18 protein-coding genes, 1 other RNA gene and 1 pseudogene are annotated in these 23,377 nt (G+C 40.0%); 2 read left to right on the top strand and 18 right to left on the bottom strand.

Translation table 11 applies throughout. The annotated features are described in order from the left end of the window. Positions 1–99 precede the first annotated feature (99 nt). From greA to HSISS3_RS01045, 11 genes and pseudogenes are all read right to left on the bottom strand, one after another. Complete coding sequence (greA, locus tag HSISS3_RS01090) at positions 100–582, bottom strand: transcription elongation factor GreA (protein WP_004183726.1); 483 nt, start codon at positions 580–582, stop codon at positions 100–102. An 87-nt stretch (positions 583–669) separates the two neighbouring features. Beyond that, positions 670–2,642: pseudogene (gene mltG / locus HSISS3_RS01085) on the bottom strand (endolytic transglycosylase MltG). A gap of 96 nt (positions 2,643–2,738) precedes the next feature. Beyond that, positions 2,739–3,233 (bottom strand): GNAT family N-acetyltransferase, encoded by a 495-nt coding sequence (locus HSISS3_RS01080; protein ID WP_021151403.1) that lies wholly within the window; start codon positions 3,231–3,233, stop codon positions 2,739–2,741. 60 nt (positions 3,234–3,293) lie between these two features. Further along, entirely contained in the window at positions 3,294–4,622 is a 1,329-nt protein-coding gene (murC, locus tag HSISS3_RS01075) for a UDP-N-acetylmuramate--L-alanine ligase (RefSeq protein ID WP_008535804.1), read from the bottom strand. Between the two features lie 26 nt (positions 4,623–4,648). Beyond that, on the bottom strand, positions 4,649–5,365 hold the full coding sequence (locus HSISS3_RS01070; protein ID WP_021151402.1) for a hypothetical protein: 717 nt from the start codon (positions 5,363–5,365) through the stop codon (positions 4,649–4,651). Between the two features lie 153 nt (positions 5,366–5,518). After that, complete coding sequence (locus HSISS3_RS01065) at positions 5,519–8,614, bottom strand: DEAD/DEAH box helicase (RefSeq protein ID WP_042771695.1); 3,096 nt, start codon at positions 8,612–8,614, stop codon at positions 5,519–5,521. Between the two features lie 108 nt (positions 8,615–8,722). Then, positions 8,723–10,708, bottom strand: a complete 1,986-nt coding sequence (locus tag HSISS3_RS01060) for a cell division site-positioning protein MapZ family protein (protein ID WP_021151400.1) — start codon at positions 10,706–10,708, stop codon at positions 8,723–8,725. Positions 10,709–10,710: 2 nt separating this feature from the next. Beyond that, the gene (locus HSISS3_RS01055; RefSeq protein ID WP_004183740.1) at positions 10,711–11,877 is read right to left on the bottom strand and encodes a THUMP domain-containing class I SAM-dependent RNA methyltransferase; all 1,167 of its coding nucleotides are present in this window, start codon (positions 11,875–11,877) and stop codon (positions 10,711–10,713) included. Positions 11,878–12,025: 148 nt separating this feature from the next. Continuing rightward, positions 12,026–12,393: RNase P RNA component class B (gene rnpB / locus HSISS3_RS11350), an RNA gene on the bottom strand. Positions 12,394–12,408: 15 nt separating this feature from the next. After that, positions 12,409–12,741 (bottom strand): cell division regulator GpsB, encoded by a 333-nt coding sequence (gene gpsB, locus HSISS3_RS01050; protein ID WP_021144976.1) that lies wholly within the window; start codon positions 12,739–12,741, stop codon positions 12,409–12,411. 107 nt (positions 12,742–12,848) lie between these two features. Beyond that, on the bottom strand, positions 12,849–13,364 hold the full coding sequence (locus tag HSISS3_RS01045) for a DUF1273 domain-containing protein (protein ID WP_008535798.1): 516 nt from the start codon (positions 13,362–13,364) through the stop codon (positions 12,849–12,851). Positions 13,365–13,440: 76 nt separating this feature from the next. On the opposite strand from HSISS3_RS01045, the gene recU reads away from it, so the two are divergent. Continuing rightward, positions 13,441–14,037 carry a Holliday junction resolvase RecU gene (gene recU, locus HSISS3_RS01040; protein ID WP_008535797.1) on the top strand — a complete coding sequence of 199 codons (597 nt, stop codon included), beginning with the start codon at positions 13,441–13,443 and terminating at the stop codon, positions 14,035–14,037. Further along, positions 14,037–16,328: a penicillin-binding protein PBP1A gene (gene pbp1a, locus HSISS3_RS01035; RefSeq protein WP_021151399.1), complete on the top strand. Its 2,292-nt coding sequence runs from the start codon at positions 14,037–14,039 to the stop codon at positions 16,326–16,328. Before recU ends, pbp1a begins: the two co-directional genes overlap by 1 nt. A gap of 109 nt (positions 16,329–16,437) precedes the next feature. On the opposite strand, the gene pepC is transcribed toward pbp1a, so the two are convergent. The 7 genes from pepC to HSISS3_RS11255 all read right to left on the bottom strand — a co-directional run bounded on the left by pepC (position 16,438) and on the right by HSISS3_RS11255 (position 23,243). Then, positions 16,438–17,775 (bottom strand): aminopeptidase C, encoded by a 1,338-nt coding sequence (pepC, locus tag HSISS3_RS01030; protein WP_021144973.1) that lies wholly within the window; start codon positions 17,773–17,775, stop codon positions 16,438–16,440. A 102-nt stretch (positions 17,776–17,877) separates the two neighbouring features. Further along, complete coding sequence (locus HSISS3_RS01025) at positions 17,878–18,321, bottom strand: DUF805 domain-containing protein (RefSeq protein ID WP_008535792.1); 444 nt, start codon at positions 18,319–18,321, stop codon at positions 17,878–17,880. Between the two features lie 16 nt (positions 18,322–18,337). Further along, positions 18,338–19,159, bottom strand: coding sequence for an ammonia-dependent NAD(+) synthetase (nadE, locus tag HSISS3_RS01020; protein WP_021151398.1), 822 nt, complete (start codon positions 19,157–19,159; stop codon positions 18,338–18,340). Positions 19,160–19,170: 11 nt separating this feature from the next. After that, positions 19,171–20,625: a nicotinate phosphoribosyltransferase gene (locus tag HSISS3_RS01015; protein ID WP_021151397.1), complete on the bottom strand. Its 1,455-nt coding sequence runs from the start codon at positions 20,623–20,625 to the stop codon at positions 19,171–19,173. A 180-nt stretch (positions 20,626–20,805) separates the two neighbouring features. Continuing rightward, positions 20,806–22,107 carry an ABC transporter permease gene (locus HSISS3_RS01010; RefSeq protein WP_134954244.1) on the bottom strand — a complete coding sequence of 434 codons (1,302 nt, stop codon included), beginning with the start codon at positions 22,105–22,107 and terminating at the stop codon, positions 20,806–20,808. Continuing rightward, entirely contained in the window at positions 22,076–22,759 is a 684-nt protein-coding gene (locus tag HSISS3_RS01005) for an ABC transporter ATP-binding protein (RefSeq protein WP_021151395.1), read from the bottom strand. The genes HSISS3_RS01010 and HSISS3_RS01005 overlap by 32 nt, the downstream gene beginning before the upstream one ends. A gap of 265 nt (positions 22,760–23,024) precedes the next feature. Beyond that, complete coding sequence (locus HSISS3_RS11255; RefSeq protein WP_021151394.1) at positions 23,025–23,243, bottom strand: hypothetical protein; 219 nt, start codon at positions 23,241–23,243, stop codon at positions 23,025–23,027. Between the last annotated feature and the right edge of the window lie 134 nt (positions 23,244–23,377).

Raw genomic sequence — 23,377 nt, 5'->3', positions numbered from 1 at the left:
TTCTTATGCTATTTTGAGGCATACCTTATTAGCCATTCTTTAGATTACATCTATATTAACAGCAAACAAAAAGCCCTTCCTAGGAAGAGCCACGTTAGCTTAGGCTGTTTTTTCAACGCTAAGAATCTCAACAGAATAACTACCCGCTGGTGACTCGATAGCTACCTTATCTCCAACTTTCTTACCAATCAAGGCTTGAGCAATTGGACTTTCATTTGAAATCTTACCTGAGAAGATGTCGGCACCAGCTGCACCAACAATATGATAGGTATCCTTATCGCTTGTGCCAACTTCTTGAACGACTACTGTTTTACCAATAGCAACTTCATCGTTCGCAACAGCGTCACTGTCAACAATCTCTGCATAACGAATTTTTGTTTCAAGAATTTGAATTTGACCTTCAACAAAAGCTTGCTCATCTTTAGCTGCTTCATACTCAGAGTTTTCTGAAAGGTCTCCGTAAGAACGGGCCACCTTGATACGTTCTACAACCTCTGGACGACGGACAAGTTTATACTCCTCCAATTCTGCTTCAAGTTGTTCTTTCTCTGCTAGGGTCATTACATATGTTTTTTCTGCCATGTTTATCTCTTTTCTATTGTTGTTAAGCCGATTGGCTTGGGAAACAAGATTACTACTTGTTTCCTTGATTTTGATTAGTCAATGAGACTATTTATCTTTTATCTTGCTATTAATATAAGTTTCAACATTATGTTGATGGTCTTCATAATTTTCCGCAAAATAGACATTTCCATTGGTCACGTCTGCTACAAAGTACATATATTTAGAAGATGATGGATTAATCACTGCTTCAATCGCTGATAGACTCGGACTGTCTACAGGACCTGGCATCAACCCCTTATGAACATAATCATTATAAGGAGAGTCAATACTTGTGTCAATGTTTGCATCTTCCTTTAGGGTCGTCTCTTGCCCAAGTTTTCCAAGGGCATAAAGAACTGCGATGTTACTTTGCAAGGCCATGTCTGAGCTAAGACGATTATAGAAGACGCTGGCAATGTTTTTACGGTCATCATCCGTAGCTCCCTCTTTTTCAACGAGAGATGCTAGGGTCAAAACTTCATTTACATTATGATTACTTGATGAAATCGTAGCATAGTAAGGTGATAGATAAGTGTTCATCGTAGACAACATTTCCTCTGCTAAAGATTCCACCGTTGTATCATCATGGATATTATAAGTTGCTGGGAATAAATAACCTTCAAGAACATATTTAGCCTGGTTAGAGTCCGGAAGATTAGCCAACAAGGTTGGATACTTGGTTTTCATCTTAGCAATGAAAGCATCATCCTTCATAAGTTTCAAGAAGTCTTTAGCCTTTAGTCCAGTCGATGATTTTTACCCTTTTTAGCTGATGAATTAACTTCTACTGCCTTGGCGATTTGATCAATCGTATATCCTTCTTTAACCAGGACTGTGCCAAGAGATGGCTCCTGAGGTTTATCACTTCCTTTTTTCTGAAGGGCCTCAATAATTTCATCCATGGTCATGCTGGCTTGGAGGTTATAGTAACCACTTTTTAGATTTGAAACATTCTTAAACTTGGTATAGTAATTAAAGACCTTACCAGACTTAATAACACCAGCTGATTCTAGGAGTTGACCGATGTAACTACTACCTGAATTTTTAGGAATTTCAACACTGATAAACTTAGTTGAATTAGCATCCTTTGCCCCTACAGCTTGACTAACGTAACGGTAACCAAAGAAACCTACTAGTGACAAGATAAGAATCAAGAAGATAATAATATTTCGTGCAATCTTCCCAGCACGACGGTTATTCTTATTACGCTTTTGATTTCGGTTAGAACGTGAAATTGGCTCTTCGTCGTCAACTTCATCAGGGATGGCATCTTTCTGCGAAGCCTTTTTCTTTTTTGTTTTCTTACGCTTTTTCTTTTCAGGTTTATCAGAAGCTGCTAGAGCAATGCTCTCATCCTCCTCTTTGTCTTTAGTGACTGCATCTGGCTGAGTCCCCTCTGATACAGCCTTATCACTTGTCACCTGATGTTCTTTCAAGAAATCTTCTTTTTTAAGATCTGAGGTCATCTTGGCCTCCAATTCTTTAGGGTCTGTGTAAATAGCTTCTTTAGACTTGGCTTCAATGAGCTCCTGAGCAACATCTGCAGGGATGTATTCCTCCTCAGAGGCCGCATCAAGACTTGTTTCCCAAACTGGACGTTGGAAACGACGCTTCGAAGTTACCTTAGGTTGAGGAATATCGGTAATCTTCTCCTCATTAAGTGGTTCTTTTAGGCTAGATACTGATTTTGAATGACTGTCAGCTCCTAAGGACTCAGCTTGAGACTGAGAAGACAAACTAACACTCTCTTGGACATCTGGTTTCGACTCAGAAGTCATGGATTTAGCTGTATCACTGTCAGAAACAGCATGCGAACTAAAATCTTGGTTACTTACTTTATTAGATGCTGATTCCGTATGAGTATTTTGGCTGTCAGCTGACGTTGAAAGTGGTGTCTTGGGCATAGTTGCACTTTTATTATGCTCCTCCTCACGAAGAGAACGGAGCCGTGTTGCTTCTTGTAAATCTCGAAGAATCTGATGTTTAAAACTTAAGCTATCTTCAACAGATTCCGAGTGTTCATTAAACTTGTCCGTCAAGGCATACCTCCTCTATAGTAACAAACGCCATTATATCTTAAAAAGTCAGTTAATGCAAATCAATTAGCCCTTTGTCACAGTAACTTAATACTGAAATCACTGGAATTTAGACTTTTCCCAGACCAAATTGTACCATGAGCTACCTCCATGATTTGATTCTGATTCTCCCTCATCAGTGAAACCATTCATTTCATAATAAGCAATAAGATAATCATGACAAGTCAAACTAATCCCTTGACGCTTTTGTGCAATAGCCAGATCTTTAAGTGCTGCAATTAAGGCCGTCCCAACACCCTGCCCTTTAAACTCTTTTGAGACAGATAAACTAGTGACTGCGATAAAACCTCCTTCACTGGCATTCGGAGTTACCTTATGAAACAAGTCGTCTGTTAAGTAACGCTTATCAATTACAGGTCCTTCGATATAACCAGCCACCTTACCATCAATCTCAGCAATTAAGAAGGTATCACAAATAGTCTCTAGGCGCTCTAAAATAGCCTCTGGTGTTGCAGCCTCTTCAAGCGAAAAATTGTCCTGTTCAATACGAACCACATCGGCCCAGTCTTCCTTTCGGGCGTGTCGAATAAGCATATCAATTTCCTTTCTATCAAGAGAAAAAGCTGAGCGAAATCGCTACAGCTCTTAATCTTATTACATATGTGTTTGCAAGCTCGCAAGTAGCTCTTCGAACGAACGTTCATAAAGTTGGATATCTCCTGCTCCCATAAAGACATAGACAGCATTGTCATGGTCAAGAAGAGGCGAAACATTTTCAACTGTAACAACTTTAGCAGGCTTTTTAATTTTAGCCGCAAGGTCTTCAACCTTAACATCTCCATGATCCACTTCACGCGCTGAACCATAAATTTTCGCCAAATAAACCGCATCCGCCTCATTCAAAGCTTCAGCAAATTCATCAAGCAATGCAATGGTACGTGTAAAGGTATGTGGTTGGAAAATGGCAACAATTTCTTTGGATGGGTACCTTTGACGTGCTGCATCAAGCGTAGCAATGATTTCAGTTGGATGATGAGCAAAGTCATCAATAATAACAGTCCCGTTGATGATTCTCTCTGTGAAACGACGTTTAACACCTGAGAAAGTATTAAGATGTTCAGCAACCAAGGCCATATCAAAACCAGCCACATACATGTTAGCGATAACCGCAGTTGCATTCAAGATATTATGACGTCCGTAGGCTGGCACATGGAATTCCCCTATGATTTGTCCATCATGTTTCACCTTGAAATTAGATCCTGTCGTTGTACGAACGATATCTGTAGCCATGAAGTCATCATTTTCTTCAAAGCCATAGTAGTAAATCGGTGCATTAGAAGTGATTTTACGGAGGTAAGAATCCTCACCATAAACAAAGAGCCCTTTTTGTACTTGCTTTGCATAATCATCAAAAGCTGAGAAAACATCATCAATACTTGTAAAGTAATCTGGATGGTCAAAGTCAATGTTGGTGATAATTGAGTAAGCAGGGTGGTACGGCATGAAATGACGTTCATATTCATCAGCTTCAAAGACGAAGTATTGCGCATTGGCAGAACCACGGCCTGTTCCATCACCAATAAGGTATGATGTATCTGTGATATTTTTCATAACATGTGACAAAAGACCTGTTGTAGAAGTCTTACCATGTGCACCAGCCACACCAAAGCTAGTGAACTGGTTCATGAAATGACCCAAAAACTCATGGTAACGCTTGAACTTATAACCATTTTTAACGGCATAGGCAATTTCAATGTTGTTATCTTCATGAAAAGCATTTCCAGCAATCAATTCAACATCATCTGTGATGTTTTTTTCATCGAAAGGAAGAATAGGAATACCTGCTTGTTCAAGACCACGTTGAGTGAAGTAATACTTTTCCACATCTGAACCTTGAACTTTGTGTCCCATTTGGTGGAGCATCAAAGCCAAAGCTGACATACCAGATCCTTTAATTCCAATAAAATGATAAGTTTTTGACATAGTTTCTCCTTACAATCGCATTGCGATTAGTTTGCGTCTTCTAAATGCGTCAAATTCAATTCTTGAGCAATTCGGTGTTCACGGTAAGTTTGACGTTCTGGATAATTGTAAACCTGGCTACGTTTCAAGAAATCATAACTATTTTTCTTGACATTCTTACGAGAAGGGTTACTAGGCTGTTGATAAGTTGGAGCCACTTCTGCCAAGATATAAGTATCTTGTTGCAGACGATTGGCCAAATGATGAATCTTTGAATGTTTACCATTAGGTGCCAAAGTTCTCTTGATAGCACTTACCGGAGCACCCAAGATAGATGCTGTCACAGGTTTTTTATCCGTCGTGATAGCAGCTGGTTCAACTGTAGCCTCAAAGTTTGGTTTAGCTTCTTCCTTAGGCTTAGTAACCAATTGACGGCTAGTCGTATGTTTCGTTTGTTGAACCTCTTGGCGCAAGAATTTTTGGCGTTTCTCACGAACATCACGCTTAGCCTTCTCACGAGCTTCCTCAGCGTAAGTCATACCAGCTTCATGCGTCTCCACTCGTTTTGACTCTTTCTTACGATTATTAGGCTTAGCTGACAAGAAATCATAATTAGGTAATAAATCATTGTAGTCCTTTTCTTGGTAAGGGCCACGGATATTTGTGATTAAATCTTCGTTTTCGTATAGGCGCATAGAGACCGGTTCTTGCAAGCAAGATTCCCCGTCTGGAATCAGCGGAAATTGTCGTCTTTGGCGATACATAAAAGACTTCCTTTCATTTTCGAGATGATGCGTATCTTAATAAAACAATCGAGAATGGGTAGATACGTCTTGCAGTATTCTATTATAGCCTAATTCAAAAGATTTGCCTAGTAGGATTTTGTATTTTAGTATTGAAATATCAATTATAACAATTTAAGATATTGCAATACCAAGAATTTCTTTAATGTCTTCAATTGTCATGCTGGCACGGCTTTCATTGCCATCCAAAACTGTCGTGACAAGGTTTTTCTTGCCCTCTTGAAGCTCAAGAATTTTCTCTTCGATAGTCCCTCTTGTAATCAAACGGTAAACTTCGACATTTTGTTCCTGACCTATACGATGGGCTCGACTAATGGCCTGCATTTCCACCGCTGGATTCCACCAAAGGTCAATGAGAATAACAGTATCGGCACCCGTTAGGTTCAGTCCCACACCTCCTGCTTTTAAAGAAATCAAGAAGGCATCTCGACTTCCCTGATTAAAAGCTCTGGTCATCTCCTGACGACTATCAGATGGTGTAGACCCCGTTAATTTATAAGAGGAAATGCCTAATTCTTCCAAAAGACCTTCTGTAATATCCAACATGCCACGAAATTGTGAAAAGATAAGCACTCGATGGTCGGATTCTTTAATTTGACTAAGCAGATCCCTCAGACTATCTATTTTTCCACTATCTCCAGCATAATCCATAAATAAAGCAGGTGTATCACAGATTTGACGAAGACGGGTAATACCTGATAGGATTTCCACCTTACGTCGATTGATTTCCTGGTCACTGGCCAAGATTAAACCTTGCTGCATCTGTTGCAATTGCGCCAAATAAATCGCCTTTTGATCATCCGACAATTCACTTTGGTGAGTCACTTCAATTAAATCTGGTAAATCAGGAAGTACCTCTTCCTTCTTTCGTCTGAGTATAAAGGGTGAAATATAACGGGCTACTTCCTTAGGTGTCAACTTAAGAAAAGCTTTTTTAGCAGGCAAAAGTCCGGGAAGAATAATTTGAAAAATAGACCAAATTTCCAATAAATGATTTTCAATAGGGGTTCCAGACAAGGCTAAACAATGCGGAACAGAGAAATCACGAAGATACTTCGCAATCTTTGTTTGCGTATTCTTCATGACTTGAGCCTCATCTAAAATAAGATAATCATATTTACCAGCCTTGTATGCCTCAAAATCCTGACGGAAGGAAGCATAACTAGTAATAATAATCTGATGATCCTCAGCAATAATGTCATCACGTTTAGGTTTGAGTCCGTAAGAAACCGCTACATCTAACTGAGGCGTAAATTTTTTAAATTCATCTTGCCAGTTGTAAATGAGGCTTGAAGGTGACAAAACTAAGACACGTTGTCCCTCTTCCAAATGTGCAGAGAGGTAGGCAATGGTCTGCAAGGTTTTTCCCAAGCCCATATCATCGGCCAAAATACCACCAAAACCATAGTGGTGCAACATGGACAGCCACTGAACACCTCGTTCCTGATAGGGACGAAGCGCAACTTCTACCTGATAGGCCGGTAAGTCAAAGGTTTCAGGATGTCTCAAATGTTGCGTCAACAGTTGAAAATCCTTCGAAAAACTAACCGAATGATTCTCTGAAAGAGCATCCATTAATTGGTAGGCAGCTAATTGAGTCAGCTCCAGATGCCCCTGTCCTGAATAACGAGCCCTCAAGCTTTTTAGACTCTCGCTAACACGATGTGTCGCCTCATCAAAGACAATCAATTGACCACTACGATTGATAAAATAAGGTGCGCTTTCCATCAAAGCTTCCAAAGCATGATCCACGTCCTCGTCATCAAGACTTGAAAAATCAAAAGAAATATCTAATAGATTTCCCTGACGTTCTACCTGAACTTGTGGACTCTGCTCAACACGTAAGTCACGCAAAGTCTCCCCAATCAGGACCATACCTGCATTTTCAAAAGCTGGAATAGTGTTGGTGAAGAAATCATAGAGTTCCTGGCTGCTATTTAACAATTTGTTTGATTGAAAATCGGGAGGGAAACCATACTTGTCCATCAAACGAAAAACAGCCTGTTCATGCCGATAATTACTCGTAAAGCCTAAATGGCTCAACTCATGATGATTATTCACGAGGAGACCATCAAAATCAAAGGCCAGTGCCAAGGTAACCTCATTTTCAGACTTCAAATCGAAATGAAATCTGGGCGTAAAATCCTTGATATCAAAGGCCTTAGGAGCCTTAACTGGTCCCATAGTTTTAAAATCAAAGAGACTAGCAGCTAAAATGGATTGCTCATCCAAATTAAAACTGACATGCTTATTCAAATCACTCCCGATAGGCAGTGAGCGTAAACCAACCAAAAGCTTTTGTTGCTTGCGATTGAGACGGTAAAAAACACCTTGATAAAAGAGGATGCGATTATTAAAGAACGCCTGGCTATTCTTTTCAGCAACAGTCAATTCAATCATTTTAGGTTCAACACAAATCTCAAATGAGAAAAGGTTGGCTTCAGCAGTCAAATCTTCAACCAAAAGCTGATGGTATTCCAAGCCCTCCCATTCAAAACTAAAGCCGTCCAGTTCTTGCATTAATTTCAAACCCTCCTCGAAAAAACCGTAAGAGAGTCGCAGGTGTCGGGCATTGTTTGGCAACATGAAGTCCAAATTAGTCTTTGACTCATCCGGAAGCATCCGCCCTAAAAAATTCAAAAATGATTGTGAAGCCTGATCAAACTGGATAAGCGATAGGGGTTCATAGTAGTTTTTACCTATCTGATAATACCCTTCAGTCTCTACCAACTTAAGAAAGGCAGGAATATCACGAATGACATAGGAACGTTCATCTGGCAGACGTCTTAAACGTAAACTCCACCAAATTTCTGAACCATAGGTAGACTCCTCACCTTCTACAGTCAAGCTATACCTAACTGTATCATCTTCATTCAGAGAAAGCCCTTCTAAAAATAGACCACCAAAAGAATGGCCTCGCTCCTGTCCCTGAGCGGATTCTTGCTCCTCTTCCAGTTCTGCTAAGAGTTGCTGACCTTCCTTATCATTTTTGAGATAATACTCGACTGCAGCTAAATGCGGACAATAGCCTTTTTGAGCGAAAGCATCACAGTCACACGTAATTTCAGAATCATTGAGTGCATAAATTAAATGATGTTGGTCCACTGTTGTGTCCAACTGAGTTTCTGAGACCTGATGAATGGTAATTACGCCCTTTTCGAATAGTTTAATACCCTCATTACGGACTCTACCCGGCATCAATTTTGCCATAGTATTCACCCCTATCCTATCCCTCTATTATAGCACAAATTCCTTATAAACTAGGCCTGTATCACGATAAATCAAAAACACCCCCTCAGGGAGTGTTCTCAACTTTTATTAGTAATCAAGTTTGTCTGAATGTCCTGAACCATTACCAACAAAGTAACCTGTCTTACAGTTGATACTAAAGAGGTAAGTTCCATCAGGAAGGTACAAGTTGTAGTAACCATTACCATTGATGATGTTAATTGGTTCAAGGATGAAGTTATCTCCTGAGAAGTAACCACGTGAGTGTGAAGTACTGATAACCTTATCAAGAATACCATCTCCCCAAGTCCAAGCTGGGTTACTTGTGTCCGCTACGACGTTTGCGTTGTATGGTACTCGTGAGCGATCACGTTGGAGGATAGATGGATTGTAATTAGTAATCCCTCGTGTCACAATTGTTGAAGCTGCAGCTGAACCACCTGTAGTTCCACTAGCTACACCTGTTGAAGCTGAGTTAGCTGAATCACTTTGAGCCCCAGAAGTATTTGACGCAGTGGCATCACCAGTATTAGAAGCAGCTCCAGATGTGTTACCACCTGATGGTGCAGCAGGACTAGCGGTATTGTCGCTGGCAGAAGCTGTCGCCGCAGATGTTGCACTAGCAACCTTAGCTTTTTCTTCAAGCTGTGTTTTACCACCCTTGATTGCTTCTTGAATGGTACTATCAAGACTAGCGTTACCAGTGGTAGTCACACTTTCTGGAAGATCATTGAAATTAGCGTCAGATTTAACAGAGATAGATCCATTGTAGCTACCATCTACAAGAGCATCTGATTCATACTTACTATTAATCTTTTGAACTGCTTCAATTTGTTTCTTCAAATTATTATATTTGGTTTTAGCTGACTCATAATACTTGGTTTTTTCCAATTTTTTAAGCAGTTTTTCCAAATCTGGTAACTTGCCAAATTGATCATTAGCAAGCTTTGTTTGCTCATCATCTGTGAAGAAATTCTTATACATTTCTTCGAAGGCCTTATTATCCGCAGCTGCTGTATCCTTGCTTGATGATGATGACGTTGCTGAAGAAGCCGTGCTGGCAGTTTTAGCAGATTGACTATGAGTGCCGTGATAAAGAGCATAGCCCCCACCAATTATAGCTAAAGCCAAAACCGTTAAAGCACCGATGACAACTCCCTTACGGCGGTAAACTGGAATATCATCATCAAAAGCACCCTTATGAGATGGTGAAACAGACTCTGAAGAGATTCTTTCTTCTGCTGAAGGACGATTAACACTCATTGAAACTTTTGGTGTCGCTGTCTCATCATCAGCTTTAGCCCCTGTTACCCCTGCAACCGATGCAGCAATGGCTGATAAATCAATGGTTTGTGAAATAGCAACATCATCTAACAAAGGCTTAGACTCTTGGGGCTCAGGAGTATTGCTATTAGCTACTTCAGGGCCTTGGGGTAGCGGATCATCAATGTTCGCAATCAAAGGATTGTTATCATCAATATTATCTACAGTTGCTTCGCTATAGACCGGTTGCTCAACTGAAGTAGCTGGTTCTGCGATAGCATCGCCAAGATCAAATTTTTCTGCTTCTGATGTGATAAAACGATCTGCGTTCAATGAAGTGATAACCGTTTCAGAGCTTTGACTTTCAGGTTGAACAATCACCTCAGGTTCCACAGGAGCATCTGGCAACTGTCTATCAACAGCAGGCGAAGTCTCTTCTTCCTTAGTATCAGTGACATCAAAACCAAATGTGACCGGTGTAACCTCTTCAGTAGCTGTTGTTGAGTTGATTGACTCATTAGCCATTGATTGACCAATTAAACCTGAATCCGCAAATTCTTGACGTTGCTTTTGAATAAAGGCATCCAAAGGTGAGGTATCACCATCAGCTTCAATTGTTTTGGAGAATTTTTGAGAAGCAACTTCTTCACGGTGTTGCTTGATATACTTATCCAAAATGCTATCCGTTTCTGTTACACCAGCATTAATCTCAGCTTCTTTGCGGACAGCCTCACCAACTGTCATTTCCTTAGCTTCTTGAAAATCTAGTTTTTGGCTACCTTCATAGCCATTTTGTGTTTTATCTTCTGACACGTTTAATTTACCTTTCTAGCCTCTGAACGGCGAACACGTTCTCCAAAATATTGATATAAATCAACTCGAAGGGTACCGTTATATAGCTTACGTTTTTTGTCGGCTTTCATACCGTATTTACTTTCAAATTGTTCATCACTGGTCAAGATAAACTTGCTCCAAGTTTTAAGCGGCGCAAAAGTTTTGCCCATTTCATTATACAAGATATCCACAGCCTTGTCATCCAACAAGCGCTCCCCATAAGGAGGATTTGAAATGATAACACCATTGATTTTATCCGTTTTTAAGTCTTGCAAACGCATTTGTTTCAATTTAATAACATCTTCAAGACCAGCCTCACGTGCGTTAGCTCTAGCAATCTCAACCATACGGCCATCAATATCACAACCCATGATATCCAATTCAGCATCATAATTTGCCTTACCTTCCGCTTCATCACGGACCGACTGTACTAAATCTTTATCCACCCAATTCCAGGCTTCAAAGGCAAAATCACGATTAAATCCGGGAGCAATATTCATACCAATTAGCGCCGCCTCAATACAGAAGGTACCTGAACCACAAGTCGGGTCAATCAGGGGTTTATCGGGATACCAATTACTCAGTTCAAGAATGGCGGCCGCCATATTTTCTTTAATCGGTGCTCCACCCTTATCGGTACGGTAACCACGTTTAAAGAGACTAGCACCTGTGGTATCAATCAATACCGTAGCCTTATCCTTTAAGATAGACACTTCAATCTTAAATTCTGCACCCGTTTCTTGAAGGGGTACGCCTTCAGGACGGTGGAAATACTTCTGTAGTTTCTTAACGACAGCTTTCTTGGAGATTGCCTGAACAGATGGTTCGTTATGAAGTTTTGATTTAACACATTTGGCCTTTGAAATTGGAAACTTCGCTCCGAGGGGAAGGTAATTCTCCCAATCTAAGGCAAAGACCCCCTGAAAAAGTTCCTCAAAGGTACGTGCTGGAAACTCACCCACCACAATCTTAATGCGATCTGCAGCTCTCAACCAAAGATTGGTTTCAGCAATAGCACGAACATCACCCTGAAAACGTACCTTACCATTTTCAACCTGAGTATCATACCCTAACTCACGCAATTCACGTCCAACCACTGCTTCAAGGCCTGCCGCAGCCGTTGCTACTAATGTAAATGTTTCTTTCATTGTTACCCTTTTATCTAATCATTACAAATCTAAATGTCATTAACCTCTCGCTTATCTTTTTCCTCTGTATCCTTAAAAAATTTGAAATGAGGGAATTCTTGCTAAAAGAAGGCTGAGACATGCGTCTCAGCCTCACCTATATGCAATTTTCTATAAGCCATGTTTTGTTCCAGAAGTGACTAGGCACCACTTCCTTCGATAATCATCTGTCTACTGCAAAGCAGTCAGGATGGTCCGTTCGTTTCCAGCCATCCCATGCCCCTACCAAAGTTTGGGTTGCTAGCTTGAGGGGTTTACCGCGTTCCACTTTTTAGGTTTCCCTAAAAACTCCGTCACTGTGGCACTTTCAGAGCTACTAAGACCTATCCAACGACTTAGCCGGTTCACTCGCCGTAACTTGAGAATCAAGTCCCTAGGCTTATTGATTCACCTAGCACAAACACTACTGGCATCACAGCCAGTGCTAGCATGGACTTTCCTCATGGAAGACTAACAACCATGCGATTATCCAAAAATTGCACAAAACCAGAGTTATTTGACAATTTGTTTTCCAAAGACTTCTTTTTCCAAACGACTGATACGTTTTAAAATATCGTAGTTTGAAGATGAAGCTACATTGGCAGTGGCACGTGATGGTTCACTTGTTGCACTTGCATAAGCTGAACGACTCGCAGGAGCAGCTGAGGCTTTAGCCTTCAATTTTGCATTTTCCTCTTGCAGTTCCTTAACCAGTGCAATATAAACACCATAGTCTTTGATGACATCATCTAGAAATTCATCAACTTCTTTTTTATCGTACCCACGCATACTAGTTTTAAATTCTTGTTCGTAGATTTTCTTGGGCGTTAAATTAATTTTAGCCATGATACTCTCCAATACTTGTCTTATCTAACTTACTAATACTTTACTGTCTAATGTTTTTATGATACAGAAAAAATAATAAAATTGCAAGCTTAAAAAACAATTATATCCTATTCTGACATCAACTCATTGAGGTCATCAAAAGTCAGCCTAGATAGAGGATAGTCCTTTGCTTCTAACATCATATCGTAAAAATATTTCAGATTTGTTTCATTTTCAGGTTCATAAAACACATAGGCCTGATCGGTATTGTCAATGAGAAACTGGTTAAACTGTTTGAATTGAGCTGGTGATTGGTAGGCAGGAAAACTATACTTAACAAAATCGACCTGCTTAAAAGCTGCAAGTTTGGCCTGATTCGCTTCATTCCAATTCTGCCCATGCGTTTCAAATGGAAAAAGGGTGGCTAATTTCAAAGAGTAATCTTCTTGAAGTTCCTTAGCCACTTCCAACGCCCAAAATTCAAAACCAAGATTTCCAGTAAAAATTATCCAGTCTACCCCTTCATCCAAAAAACGCTTAAAATCACGCTTAATAGCTTTTTTTATGATAGTTACCTTGGGATCATTATCTTTAAAAACACCAAGTTCAAAGCTCTTATAGCCAGTTACCAGTAGTGATGTCATTCCTTGTTTTCCTCGTTCATTTTATGGTATAATGAAATAGTCTTTATGCATATCTTATAAAGAAGAAGGGAAAGAAATGGTAAACTATCCCCATCAGATATCTCGTAAGATTGCACAGGCACGTCCTAAAAAATCCAATAGTGTTGACTTTGCCAATCGGGGAATGAGCTTTGAATCTGCTATTAATGCGACTAATGATTATTATTTGTCACGTGGTTTAGCTGTTATTCACAAAAAACCCACTCCTGTTCAGATTGTCAAAGTTGATTATCCAAAGCGTTCAAGAGCAAAGATTGTAGAGGCTTACTTTAGACAAGCCTCCACTACCGATTACTCTGGTGTTTACAAAGGATACTACATTGATTTTGAAGCCAAAGAGACACGACAAAAGACATCGATGCCTATGAAAAATTTTCATGCGCATCAAATTGAACACATGTCTCAGGTTATCAATCAAGATGGGATTTGCTTTGTGCTACTTCATTTCTCAACGCTTAAGGAAACCTACCTTCTGCCCGCTAAAGACCTGATTGCCTTTTATCAGATTGATAAGGGGACAAAATCAATGCCTCTTGATTATATCAAAAAAAGAGGCTACGCAATTGCAGAAGCAGCTTATCCTCAAGTTCCTTATTTAGAAATCATTGAAAAATTATTAGGTGGTAACACATAATGGCTAAATTTAATTTCAGCAACTTTAAAGAATCACTTAACGGTTTGACTAAACGTGCTAAAAACATAAAGATCAATCGTTCAGATTCTTCTCGCTATAGTAAAGGAAAGCGTTCAGCTTCGTCTGATCAAAGTCTCGGTTGGCGTATTGCAAAATACGGATTCATTGGACTACTAACTTTCTTTGTAATCTGTGTCATCGCAGGTGGTGGGCTCTTTGCTTACTATGTTAGCAGTGTCCCTAAACTCACCGAAAACAAACTTCAATCCACAAACTCAAGTAAGATCTACGATACCAATGGTAGTCTTATCGCTGACTTGGGGTCTGAAAAACGTGAAAGTGCATCAACAGATGAAATTCCAACAACTCTCGTTAATGCCATTACTTCTATCGAAGACAAGCGTTTCTTTACTCACCGTGGTATTGACGTTTATCGTATCATGGGAGCAGCCGTTAATAACCTTCGTCATAGTAGCACCCAAGGGGGATCTACACTTGACCAACAGTTGATTAAATTGGCTTACTTCTCTACAAATACCTCAGACCAAACTCTTAAACGTAAATCTCAAGAAATCTGGTTGTCTCTTCAGATGGAGCGACAATTCACTAAGCAAGAAATCTTGACTTTCTATGTTAACAAGGTATACATGGGTAACGGTTATTATGGTATGAAGACCGCTGCAAAATCTTACTTTGGTAAAGATTTGAGTGACTTATCTGTGGCTCAAGCTGCCTTGCTTGCTGGTATTCCACAGGCTCCGACACAATACGATCCGTATGCTAATCCTGATGCAGCAACAGAACGTCGTAATACTGTTCTTAAAGAAATGTATGACGATAAAAACATTTCTAAAGACGAGTATGAGAAGGCAAAGGCAACAAGTGTATCAGATGGCCTTCTCCCACTTACGAAAAAAGCTAGCTATGAACCTTATTTAGATAACTACATTAAACAAGTTATTGAACAAGTATCTGACGATGCTAATGCTGACATCTACTCAGCTGGATTGGACGTCTACACTAACCTTAATCCTGACATCCAAAAATACATTTGGAATGTCTACAACTCAAACGATTATATTGCTTATCCTGACGATAAACTTCAAGTAGCTTCTACTATCATTGATGTTACTAATGGACATGTGGTTGCTCAATTGGGATCACGTCACCAAGACGAAAATATCGCCCTTGGTACAAACCAAGCGGTTCAAACTGACCGTGACTGGGGTTCTACAATGAAGCCTATCACCGATTACGCACCTGCTATTGAAAAAGGGGTATACACTAACACCGGTACTACCGTTTATGATAACCCTTATAATTTCCCAGGTACTTCAACTCCTGTTTATGACTGGGACCACAAGTATTACGGAAGCATCTCTCTGACTTATGCGCTTCAACAATCACGTAACGTCACTGCGGTTAAAGCCCTTCAAGCGACTGGTTTGGAGTATGCTCAATCCTTCTTGAAAGATTTGGGTATTGAATACCCAGAGATGTTCTACTCAAACGCCATCTCATCTTCAACATCATCATCAGATTCTAAATATGGTGCCTCAAGTGAGAAGATGGCAGCCGCCTATGCAGCCTTTGCCAATGGTGGTACTTACTATAAACCATCTTATATTAGTTCAATTAAGTTTGAAGATGGTTCAACGAAATCATTTGATTCTAAAGGTACCAAGGCCATGTCGCCACAAACAGCTTATATGATGAATAGCATGTTGAAACAGGTTTTGACAGGTGGTACGGCGACTGAAGCTTATGTTCCTGGTACGATTAATGCCGGTAAGACAGGTACATCTAACTACGGTGATGATGAGTACTACCAAGTACAACGATCAAGTGGTGTCTATGCTGACCTTATGGTTCCTGACGAAACGTTCGTTGGTTATAATACTAAATATGCAATGGCCATTTGGACAGGTTATAAAAACCGTAAAACTCCACTTTATGGCTCAGACCTTGATATCGCTAAACAAATCTACGGTATCACAAGTAGCTATCTGAACCAAATGTATGGTGCCGGTTCTGAAGATTTTGATATGCCTAGCGGTGTTTATAACAATGGTAGCTATGTCTTCCTTACTGGTTCTTCGACATCAAACGTCTATACAGGTTCACTTGGAACTTCTAGTTCTTCATCAAGCCTAGGTTCAAGTCAAAGCAGTGATTCATCAAGCTCACAAGATAGTCAACAGTATGGCCCTGATGCATCAACAAATCCTTCAACATCGGGTTCTAACAGCTCTGAACATTCAAATTCAAACACCTCTACAGCTGATGAGTAAAAGCAATCGAAAAGAGTTATCCATTGGATAGCTCTTTTTTACAACCATAAATTCTAATGAAGCCAACTAAAAACACTGGATAAAATTCCAGTGTTTTTGAAATATCCTCTTATTTTGAAGCAAGGGCTCCCATTGGATCCCAAGGCGCAAGCACTTGTGGATCTGCTTCATAGGCAGCCAATTCTTCAGCTGTAAGGAAGTCTTTGCGAACAACGATTTGATAGGTGTATTCATCCATCCAAGCATCGGAAGCAACAAAGTATCCTTTTTGTCCGACCTTATCTCCCCAAGAATTTTCAACCTTCCATTTAACCGATTTGCCATCAGCGTCCAAATCCACTCCGGTCAATACCATGGCATGGGTCATGAGAGATTCACTGTAATCCAAACGTCCTGCCTTGTCTTGCGTCAAGTTAATATCCATGCTTGCTGTAAAATCATATACATTAGTTGCAAGAATACCTTTTTGACGATCTGAGACTTGACCAACATCTGAACCAAACCAAACAGTTTCTCCTGACTTCATTTGTGCAATAGCAAGCTCTTTGAAACGATCCATCGGAAGGTTAAGATAACGAACACTTGGCGCTCCTACAACATTTCCCAACATCTCAACAGTGTATGATTTTCCATAAGGTTTATCAGCTGTTGGAGCATTGATGACTGACACATAGTCGCTAAGTTTAAGACCTACATATTTCTCAAAGAAAGCTTGTGGAGTGATATTTTGCTCAGATTGGTAGTTGTTATCTTTATCACGGTAAGCAAAATCAAACTGACGTGGTGGTAAGCCAAGAGTCATAGCTAGATAATTGAAGATTTCTTGAAGAAGTTCTTCTTTCTTAGCTTGAACAGCAGCTTGATCAGCACCACCAGCAATCAAATCACGCAAAATCTGAGCATCTTGGCGAAGGAGTTTATTAAGGTATTGGTTAAGTTCGCGACTATTACTTGAAGCTACAGACTCTGGATATACTGATTTGGGAACGACACCATATTTTTCGAAAAGTGATACGACCATATCCCATTGTCCACCATCTTGTTGAGGGGTATCCAGAAGGAATTTAACCTTACGACTGCCAATCTCTTGATCTGCTGTAGCAATGATTTGTTCCAAGAACCAATTTGATTTTTCATACTTGTCCCAGAAGAAAGTATGAGCTTGAGAAAGCTCAAAGCTTTCCAATTTGAAGTCTGAAATCAATTTGTGACGGAAAGTATTAAGTGCCGCAAACATCCAGCAACGACCTGAAGCCTTTTGGTTAGACACTTCATCTTTAGTCAAATCAATTGAAAATACATGATCATTTTCAACTGCTGATTGACGTGTTTCGATGGATTTAAGCAAGCCGTTGTGTGTTACAGCATTCTCAATAGCACTGTATTTAGCATTGGCTTCATAATCCGCAAATAGTTTATCTGTGAAATCTCTTGATAGTGAAGTCATAAGATTCCTCCTTTTAAGCCTTATTCCTTACTATTTTATCACTAATTTCTGAAAATTCAATTTAAAAATAACCCTAGGTCAAACCTAGGGTTACCAACAATCTTATTCCGCTTGATTAAAAACTGTTTGAGGCTCTGCTTTACTTGGCATACAAGACATGATTAAAAGTGCAATGCTTCCGAAAATTGAGAATAAAGCCACGATCGGTATGAACCCCATACAACTTAGAAGTACCCATGCTGGATGAAAGCCTGCATCTCGCAAGCGACGTGTTTGGAGGGACAATTGTGGGATGAGTTCAATTAAACCAAAGAGCATGACTGGCCATGCATAGCCCATAATCAATTGTCGCAGTTCAGCCGGATTATTTAACAGAGCTGGGTCGTTAAAATCAACATTACTGAACAATGGAATGAGAATACAAAATACGACAAGAATGGTCATAATAATGACATTAACCAAATAAGTCCACCAAAAATCTGGACGTGTTGAACGTCCTCTAAAGTCAAAAGCACGCTTCCAAAAGTCAATGTAAGCTTTAATCATAAATCATATTCTCCTCTTATTTCCAAAAATCGTCAAAAATAGTGATTGGCAAATGGCGTTTGTGTTGACCTTTACGCCACCAATTTTCAATGGTTTCTTGAGCTTTTGCTGATACTTCCTTGCCTTCAAGGTAATCATCAATCTCACGATAGGTCACACCAAGAGCCACTTCATCAGCGATTCCTGGCCGGTCCTCTTCCAAATCTGCTATTGGCACTTTTTCATAGAGAGCCTTGTCAGCACCAAGTTCCGCAAGAAGGGCTGCACCTTGACGCTTGTTCAGACGAAAAAGTGGCAAGATATCGGCACCACCATCACCAAATTTTGTGAAAAAGCCTGTAAGATTTTCAGCAGCATGGTCCGTACCAATGACTGCACCACTATTTTCACCAGCAACTGCATATTGAGTAATCATGCGTTGACGAGCCTTAATATTTCCCTTGTTAAAGTCAGAAATACTTACACCTGCCTTGGCAAGCTCAGCAACCTGACCATCAACAGCTTCCTTAATGTTAACCGCAAGACTCACATCTGGCTTGATAAAAGCAAGGGCATGTTGGGCATCATCCTCGTCTGCCTGCACTCCATAAGGCAAGCGAATGGCAATAAACTGATAGTCTTTCCCTGTCTCTGCACGAAGCTCTTCAACAGCAAGTTGGGCTAGACGGCCAGCCAAGGTAGAATCTTGACCTCCGGAAATCCCTAAAACATAAGTCTTAAGGAAAGGATGTTTGAGCATATAAGCCTTCAAAAAATCAACAGATTTTCGAATTTCTTCTTTTGGATCAATGTTAGGTTTAACCCCTAGTTGATCAATAATTGTTTCTTGCAAAGTCATAATGTCTCCTTTTACTCTGGCAAGTTATGGGCTTTCTTTCGTACATTGTCAATAAGGGTCATCTTGTTATCCCATACGTCTTTAGCTAAGTCAACTGGATAATCTTGAGGGTTTAGCATGCGCTTGTACTCATTCCAAAGCTCATCCAATTCCTTAGTCGCATAAGCCTTGATTTCATTAAGACTAGGCAAGTCATAGATGAGTTGACCCTTATCGTAGATAGGTACCAAGAGTGGTACCGCATCAAAACCACGGACAGTTTTATTGATGTAGGTGTAGGTCGGGTGGAACATATTAATTTCTTCTAAAGCATTAACATCTGTGTCCGCAAAGGTGATATAGTCACCTTCTGATTTACCCTTAGCACGACTTGTAATACGCCAGACTTGCTTCTTACCTGGTGTTGATACCTTCTCAGCATTGTTGGATAATTTGATAGTATCATGCATGACACCCTGATCATCCTCGATTGAGACAATCTTGTAGACAGCACCCAAGGCTGGTTGGTCATAAGCAGTGATAAGTTTGGTACCGACACCCCAAACATCAATTTTGGCCTTTTGCATCTTCAAGTTAAGGATGGTATTTTCATCAAGATCGTTTGAAGCATAAATCTTGGCATTAGGGAAACCAGCCGCATCTAGTTGCTTACGTACTTGTTTAGACAAGTAAGCCAAGTCACCTGAATCAAGACGGACACCCAAGAAATTGATCTTATCACCCAGCTCTTTAGCTACACGAATGGCATTAGGAACACCAATTTTGAGAGTGTCATAGGTATCCACAAGGAATACACAGTCTTTATGAGTAGATGCATAAGCTTTGAAGGCATCGTAATCATTGCCATAGGCCTGAACAAGAGCATGAGCGTGAGTACCAGAAACTGGAATGCCGAAAATCTTACCGGCACGAACATTTGATGTCGCATCCGCACCACCAATCACAGCTGCACGGGTACCCCAAATTGCTGCATCCATCTCTTGTGCACGACGTGTTCCAAACTCTAAAAGAGGGGCATCGCCAATTACTGAGCGGATTCGAGCTGCCTTGGTCGCAATCAGCGTCTGATAATTGATAATGTTAAGCAAAGCAGTCTCTACGAGTTGACACTGGGCCAAGGGACCTTCCACCTGAAAAATCGGTTCATTAGCGAACACTAAATCTCCCTCAAGTGACGAATTGATGGTCAATTCAAGTTTTAAATTAGCTAGGTAATCTAGAAAATCAGCAGGGTAACCAAGGTCCTTCAAATAGGCAATATCGGTTTCTGAAAACGTCAGATTTTCAAGATAGTTAACAATACGTTCCAAACCGGCAAAAACGGCGAAACCATTCTTGAAAGGGAGCTGACGGAAAAAGACTTCGAAAACAGCTTTCTTATTATGAATACCTTGGTTAAAGTAAACCTGCATCATATTGATTTGGTACAAGTCGGTATGCAAGGTTAAACTATCATCTTTATACATAGAATTTCTCCAATCTAATCGGTGCTTCATTTTGTTGTCAATTGCTTTTATATGCGACTATTATAGCATTTTTGGGCAATTGTCTCCACTTTTCAGAAAGTTAATTATTATTTGGATTTTCAAATTTTTCTAATGTTTGTATATTAAAAAAGAGTAGTCTTGGTGAACTACTCTTCATTTCTATTCATATCTTAGGGACTCGACAGGGTCCATTTTACTGATTTTACGGGCTGGAAGGTAGGCTGATACATAGCCCATCAAGAGCGAGAAGCCAAACATGATAAGAATTGATGTCAGGTTGAGGTCAAATACCTTGCTGACACTTGGGTAGAAATGTGAAACAATCATATTGGCCAAGCTTCCAACTCCCTGCGATACAAGGAGGGCAAGAGCCAGGGAGATACCCGTGATCCAAAGGGCCTCGTAAACAAAGATGGCTTTCACATCACGATTAAGGTAACCTACGGCCTTCATAACACCAATCTCTTTTGAGCGTTGCATGATATTGATATAGATGATAATCCCAATCATAACAGCTGAAACTAGGATAGCTTGTGACGAAAGGATAATCAAGAGAGCCTGGATAACACGGATGAATTTAATAATCACATCTAGGATGGCCTGTTGAGAAAGCACCAGGTACTTTTTGTTTCTCTGCAATTTTTTAGTGACTTGCTCAGTCTTGGCTGGATCCTTAAGTTCCAAAAGCATGTAAGAGACTGTCTTGGTAAAACCATTTTCTTTGAGTAGGGCTTCCAATTGTTTGGCAGGCATATAACTAGTGCTTTCTTCAGCATCCTCGCTGTCATCAACAATACGGACAATCTTAGTCTTGATATCCGCTACTTTAGTTTCCTCAGCAGTATTTTCAACAATCTGAGCTGAGATTTCTTTGTCGATAAAGTCTTTAGCCTTGAGCTTCTTGCCGGTTTCTTGGTTGTAGTATTTGACAAAGCTCATCGGAAGGGTCAAGCCCTCTTCATCTGCAGATTTAAAAGGTTTCCCGGCTGAAATCTTATCCTTACCATTGCGAGATGTAGATATTTTTGTGTTCTTGTAGAGACTGATAACCTGAGAATAGTTAGGAAGGTCCTTGCTGAAATCCATGGTCTTACCATCAAGGGTAAGACTGGTCATATTCATGCCAAAGGGACTTTCCAAATATTTAATGTCATCACTCTTAATCTGGCTACGAATAAACTTTTCGTCATCTGCATTGAGAACCCCTCTGCCTGCTGACTTAGCACTAAGACTAATCTGAATTTGAGATGGAATGTTACCACCATCGGTACTGTCATTAATCATACCAACAATAGCATTTCCCAAACCAAAGGAAATCAAGACACCAATAAAACCAATGGATGTGGCCGTCGCAATCAAAAGATTACGCCACTTACGTTCCATAAAGTTGTTCAATGACAATTTAAGTTTATGCTTGAGGGTCAACCCCTTATTTTTCGATTGTTTCAACGACTTCACCATCCTTCATTTTAATGACAACATCCGCATAATCCGCCACTTCAGGGTTATGGGTTACGATAATCACAGTTTTGCCTGCCTCAGCTAGCTCTTTAAAAATTTCTAGAACATTTTCCTGAGACTGAGAATCAAGAGAACCTGTCGGTTCATCCGCTACAATCATTTCTGGATTATTGACCAAGGCACGGGCAATGGCCACACGTTGTTTTTGCCCACCAGAAAGCTGCTTAACATTTTTCTTGATAAAGCCTCCAATTCCAAGACGATTGAGCTCTTTTGCCGCAATCTCGACCATCTCTTTGTCAGTCATATTTTTAACGTAAAGAGGCATCTTGACATTTTCAAGGACTGATTGATGAGGGATCAGATTGAAATTTTGAAAAACAAAGCCAATATGGGCCTTTCTAAAATAGGTCAGGTCACGCTCTGAAAAATCACGCATGTTCTGATTCTTGAAATACAGATTTCCCTGATAATGACTATCCAAGCCGCTAATAATACTGAGCAGACTGGTTTTACCACAGCCAGATGGACCGTAGATAGCAGTAATCTTGCCTGGTGCAATCTCAAGTGTGACATCGTTCAAAGCGCGCTCTTGGTTTGTACCATCGAGATTATAGTACTTTGAGATGTGGTCAATGGTTAAAATGGACATGATTTCCTCCGTAAAATTGATTTAGATTAGATTTTGATTAGATTTCCTCTGGTTATCTGTAAGAAAATTTCAAGCAAAATAGCAGAAAAACTTAACTAATCGCCTTCTAAAACGATACATTAATTATAAACATTAAATGATTATAAAAATAGTGACATAAATGTCACTATGGCATGAGAAAAAGCCAAAGTCCCTAAGACTGATACGTACCGTGTCAAGTAGACAATTGAAATAAATAAAATGTGAGGAACCAGGTTGCTTTGGGTTAAGCAGTCTGGTTTTTCTTATCGGCAATAGTTTTCCAGTAATCTCTATATTTTTTAGATTGTTTAATTGGATAATATGGAGCTTGTTCTGGATTTTCTTGTGCTTCAGCTCTCACTTGAGCTGGTGTTTTCCCATTGAATCTCTCTTGGGGATCATGATATAGGTAATAGTGAATGGTCTTTTCGTAAGCCTCTTTCATCTCTTCAAAACTTGACACATTTAGGATAAAGAACTGCTCTCATTTCCTTTATAATTCCCTGCCAGCTCTCCATTGGCCCATTATCGATACAACGACTGACTCTAGACATTGACTGTGTCATGCCCTGCGCTTTCAACATGTAGGTAAAAGAT

This window comes from Streptococcus sp. HSISS3 (assembly GCF_000448605.1).
Taxonomy (GTDB): Bacteria; Bacillota; Bacilli; order Lactobacillales; family Streptococcaceae; genus Streptococcus; species Streptococcus raffinosi.
The sequence above is the reverse complement of the archived record's forward strand: the minus strand, read 5'-3'. Positions and strand labels throughout refer to the sequence as shown.